Annotated in this window: 4 protein-coding genes; all 4 read left to right on the top strand. The window is 43.0% G+C overall.

Annotated elements, in window-relative coordinates; all coding sequences use genetic code 11:
• Nucleotides 1-374: 374 nt before the first annotated feature.
• Entirely contained in the window at nt 375-650 is a 276-nt protein-coding gene (locus tag EA392_00315; protein TVR42500.1) for a helix-turn-helix domain-containing protein, read from the top strand.
• Entirely contained in the window at nt 647-1,939 is a 1,293-nt protein-coding gene (locus EA392_00310; GenBank protein TVR42499.1) for a type II toxin-antitoxin system HipA family toxin, read from the top strand. Before EA392_00315 ends, EA392_00310 begins: the two co-directional genes overlap by 4 nt.
• A 180-nt stretch (nt 1,940-2,119) precedes the next feature.
• Nucleotides 2,120-2,467, top strand: coding sequence for an XRE family transcriptional regulator (locus tag EA392_00305; GenBank protein ID TVR42498.1), 348 nt, complete (start codon nt 2,120-2,122; stop codon nt 2,465-2,467).
• A gap of 358 nt (nt 2,468-2,825) precedes the next feature.
• Nucleotides 2,826-5,515, top strand: a 2,690-nt coding sequence (gene cas9 / locus EA392_00300; protein ID TVR42497.1) for a type II CRISPR RNA-guided endonuclease Cas9, incomplete at its 3' end; no start/stop codon positions are given.

The raw sequence follows: 5,515 nt of genomic DNA, 5'->3' as shown, positions 1-5,515 counted from the left end.
AATGGGAAATCATTTCCGCGCGCTTGATTTTCGGGTGATTATATAGGCGAGGCACTAGCCGATGCCACACTTTACTTGTGCCGATCCCGAAGCCCCGCAATCACATTTTGATTCCACCGTATTCTTTCTTTGGGGCATTCGGGATTCTCGAATCTGGTTAAATGGGAAATCATTTCCGCGCGCTTGATTTTCGGGTGATTATATAGGCGAGGCACAAGCCGAAGCCACACTTTACTTGTGCGGTCCCGAAGCCCCGGTAGGGTATTTTGATAGAAACACATTTTGGAGTATTCGGGATGATCCATCGCGAAATATGACACAAATAGGTTACATTATGGGTGTAAGACGTATATTTGTAACCAAAATGTTCCAAAATGGAAGTGTTTGCGAAATTAGATGGTGAAATTGTGGAAGAAATCGGAGTGAAACTGAAAGCGCTCCGCAAAATCAGGAAATGGAGCCAGTCAGATCTCGCAGGCAAAGTGGGGGTAAGCCGCAAGCATATCAGCGAAATAGAGACGGGTAAAGGGACTTCGCTGCTCACTTTTGTGAAGATACTCAAAGTGTTCAACAAAACCGAAAAGCTAATGGAAGTGCTTTCGGGTTCTTCGGTTTCACCCAAAGAGCGGTTTATGAAAGAAAACAAATGAGCTCAGCCAAAGTCACCATATGGAACACCACGGTAGGCTACCTCACATGGGATGAGTCAAACAACGCCGCCGTTTTTGAACCCGACCCCGATTATCTCAAAGCCAACTTCAATCTTTCACCGGTATTGCATGCCAACAAAGAGGAGTTTCTGTACGGGTTTGATTTCCATACGCGTTTTGAGGGCATGATTCCCTTGTTCAACGACTCACTTCCCGATTCGTTTGGCAACATCGTGTTTAAAGAATGGGCGGAACACCAAAACCTGAATACCAGAAAAATCAACCCCGTTGAGCGACTTCTCTACACGGGTCATGGCGGTATTGGCGCGTTGGAGTACCACGTGAGCAAGAAAATACATTCGGCAGAAAGCGAACTGAACCCGGAGGAGTTGGCACTGATTTCAGACCAAATCATCAAGGGTGAATACCACCATGCAGATTACCTGCTCAACCCCAAAGCATTGCAAAATATCCTTTCCATAGGCTCGTCGGTTGGAGGGGCTCAAGCCAAGGTGTTGCTGGCCATTGTGGGTGAAGAAAACAGTGGTGAGCAGAAGTTTTTGGCGGGTGATCAAGGCTACACGGGGCCAGCAGATTATTTCATCGTAAAGTTGGAACACGACCGTCAAAACCTTTGGTCGCGGGAAAAGAACCGCGTAGAATTCGTGTACAACCAGATGGCCCGAAATGCCGGAATCAACGTAGCAGAATCAAGGTTGATTTTTCACGCAGACCGGGTGCATTTTGCCAGCAAGCGCTTCGATAGGGTGAACAACCAAAAACTACACAAGCAAACGGTCAATGCCCTCACCGGCTTTTTTGGCCGGAACAACGAGTTTGGGTACGAAGACATTTTTAGAATCATGGCATTCCTCAAGCTGCCTTACCCCCAACAAGAACAACTGTTTCTGCAAATGACTTTCAACGTGTTGGCGTCCAACCGCGATGACCACACCAAAAATTTCTCCTTCCTGATGAACCCCGGGGGGCAATGGTCACTGTCGCCGGCTTATGACCTGACCTACCCTCTTGACCCCTATCAGAGCTTTGATATTCCGCACAAGATATCCATCAACCAAAAAGTAAACAGCATACAGAAATCAGACCTTCAGGCCGTTGCCAGAAAAGTGGGTATCAAGCGCCACAATGAGCTGATTGAAAGGGTAGCAACAAGCGTTCAGGAATTCACCAATCTGGCGGCGCAGCAAGACATCTCCAGGAAGACCATCCATCTGATTGGGAAAGAGATAGCGCGCAACCTTTCGGTGTGTTTTGGTGGGAGGGTTTAAGGTATGGCGCCTGAGGCAACCCTGTCCTGTTGAGTAATGTGGTATTTAGTTGACATAAGCCCCTGTATGAATCTCAATTCCTGTATTTAGGCTGGACGAATGGCCGGACCACAAATGTGTAATATAAGGATGAAAAACACTACAGGAAATTAACTTATTGCTTAATTTTGGCGTTGTGCAATGAGCATCTCTTTTGTGGTGATTGCAAAATCGAAGAACGCAATGGGAACGAGCGGAAACATAAAAGAGTTATTCGAAAACAGCTTCAACGAACTTTCGGCAGAAGAAAAAACCGAGCACAACGCGGGTATATTGGCCATGAAATTTCTGGGGTTGGTAGATGCAGAAATGGAAGCCCGGCATATTTCGAAAAAAGAACTGTCGCAAAAAGTAGGTACTTCTGCCTCATTCATTACCCAGCTATTCATGGGCGATAGAAAACCGAGCTGGAATATGCTGGCCAGAATGCAGGATGCGCTGGGTTTGGAGTTTGAGGTTACATTAGCGCGCCCTTCTCAACAAGTCTAACCTGAAGTTACGTAGCACTGTTTTCGGAGTAACCAGAGGCACTCTTAAAACACACCCGGTTTGGCTCACAAAGCCAACTTCGGATTATCTCCTTTTCATTTATATCGATGTATCCAGGTAGGCCGGCTAGCGTATCTGGCACCGTTACGTAATGCTGTGTTGTTGGCAACAAAATCCCTGTTTCATCTCACAACCAATCAGCTGCTTTTGAAAAAAGAAAAAAATTTCTAACTTGTTGCCCGTTTTATTAGGCAGATAAAAAAAAGCGACCCGCAGGCCGCTTTAAATGTTTTCACAACGGAATAATCCTTATTGTGAATCGCTTCAAATTAAGTTACGAAATTAAACATTTTTCGTCATGAAAAAAATTTTAGGATTGGATTTGGGTTCAGGGAGTATTGGTTGGGCTTTTGTTCACGAGGCTGAGACGGATTCAGAACAGTCGAGAATTGTAAAATCAGGAGTCAGGGTTATCCACTATGGAGATAATGTTGTCAAAAAGGATGCTAAAGGCAAAATATCTGAATCGAGAGAACCTATCAAAGATTTTGAAAAAGGAATGGGGCTTTCAATGAATGCCGGAAGGACTAAAATGAGGGGTGCCCGAAGGAATTTACAACGGTTTAAGCTCAGACGTCAGAACTTGATTGATGTGTTAAAGAAGAATGGCATTATTACAGACAATGCATTACTAGTGGAGCAGGGTTCAGGAAGCACTTTTGAGACACTGAAGTTACGATCTCAATCAGCGACAGAGCCAATATCGTTGAATGATTTTGCAAGAGTGTTGCTAATGCTAAACAAGAAAAGAGGTTACAAGAGTAATCGACGTGCTCAAGGCGAAGAGGCTGGCACTGCTATCGATGCAATGGGTATTGCAAAATTGTTGTATGAGCAGAATACAACACCTGGTGCGTACTCATTTGACGAACTCAAAAAAGGTCGAAAAAGGTTGCCTGATTTCTATCGCTCGGATTTGCAAAACGAACTTGAGCGAATATGGAATTTTCAATCTAAGAATTATCCAGAACACCTTACTCCTGAAAATTTTGAGAAGATAACCGGTGCTACAACGAAGGCGACCGATTACATTTTTCGAAATGAAATTGGTACTGAACAAGCAGAAATCAAAGGTGATTCGAAGGCCAAACGGCTTAAGCTGTATGAGCTAAGAAAAAGAGGTTTAGATGAAAAACTCTTATTGACTGAAGTCGCATCAATCATGGTTGACATCAATCGACAAATCGGATCATCAAGCGGTTATTTGGGCGAAATCAGTGATCGAAGTAAGAAATTGTATTTCAACAATCAAACCGTAGGTCAGTATTTGTACGAACAGGTCAAAATGAACCCACACGCAAGGCTTAAAAAGCAGGTTTTTTATCGGCAAGATTATCTTGATGAGTTTGAAAGGGTGTGGAGTGTACAGCAAAAAGTTCATCCCCAATTGACCGCAGAACTGAAAGAAGAGTTAAGAGATGTGATTATTTTCTATCAAAGAAGACTGAAGTCGCAAAAGCATTTGATTTCTGAATGCGAGTTTGAAAAATACCATAAAGCCATACCTAAACCTTCACCGCTGTACCAGGAATTTAGGATACTGCAGAACCTGAATAATATTGTGATTTCGACCAAGGAGAAAGGTGAGTTTATTCTGGGAGATGATGATCGCGCCTACCTCAATAGATGGCTGCGCCATGTTGATGGAATTTCGGACGCAGAATTTCTAAAACTTCTTGGTTATGAGAAGAAGGATCAGGCTAAGATCAAGTTCAAAAAAATTGAGGGCAATAGAACTTTTGCTGCTATTACCGACCGGTGTCTTAAAGTTTTGGAATACGAAGGGTATGACTTGTCGTCTATTTCAAATCCGATTGAAAGGCACGTTGAAATCATCAAGCACTTCGACCATCTTGGTTTTGAGACGGAAATGCTGCGTTTCGAAATTGACTTTTCGGACAATGATTTCGATAAACATCCCACGTATCAGTTTTGGCACATGTTATATTCTGCCGAAGATATTGAGAAACTCAAAGCGCGGCTTGTCGAAAAATATCGGTTCAATGATATGGCGGCATCTGTTTTCGCGGGGACAACCTTTGAAAGCACTCATGGCAGTCTGAGCGCAAAGGCAATTCGCAAAATATTACCAAACATGTACGATGGGCATATTTATGACAAGGCATGTGTCCTTGCTGGTTATAACCACAGCAGTTCGATGACCGCAGAAGAAATTAAAAATAAAGCACTTAAGAATAATCTTGATTTGCTGCCAAAGAACTCCTTGAGAAATCCAATCGTTGAGAAAATACTGAATCAAATGATTAATCAGATCAACGCAATTCTCGATCATCCTGAAATGGGAAGGCCGGATGAAATTAGAATAGAGATGATGCGTGAGCTTAAAAGTAGTGCGGATGAAAGAAAGAAGATGACCGAAGGTATTGCTAAAGCGACTGAGGAGAATGAAAAAATCCGGAAAAAGTTAAAATCAGATTTCGGAATGAAAAAGGTATCGAAGAATGACATCATCCGATACAAGCTTTGGGAAGAGTCGGGACATACCTCGATATACTCCGGCAAGCCAATTCAACGAGCCGATATATTCAGCCCGAAGTACGATATAGATCACATTATTCCTCAAGCTAAACTGTTTGATGATTCATTTAGCAACAAAGTACTATGTGAAAGGAGCTGGAATGAAGAAAAGAGTAATGACACGGCTATTGAGTTTCTTGAGCGCAAACTGTCTGATTCGGAGTTTGAAAGTTTTAAAGCACGTGTAGAAAAGCACCTGAAGTCGAAAGAAAACAATAAGATGTCTAAAACAAAGTGCCGGAAGTTACTGATGTACAGTAAAGACATTCCAGATGATTTTATAGATCGTCAGCTTCGGGAAAGCCAGTATATCGCCAGAAAGGCTCACGGAATTTTAAATGAAGTTGTGAGGAATGTGACTCCAACTATTGGTCGAATTACTGATCGGTTGCGAGACGACTGGCAAATAGTAGATGTGATGAAAGAGTTGAACTGGGAGAAGTATGACGC

It is taken from the genome of Cryomorphaceae bacterium (assembly GCA_007695365.1).
GTDB lineage: Bacteria > Bacteroidota > Bacteroidia > Flavobacteriales_D > SKUL01 > SKUL01.
The sequence above is the reverse complement of the archived record's forward strand: the minus strand, read 5'-3'. Positions and strand labels throughout refer to the sequence as shown.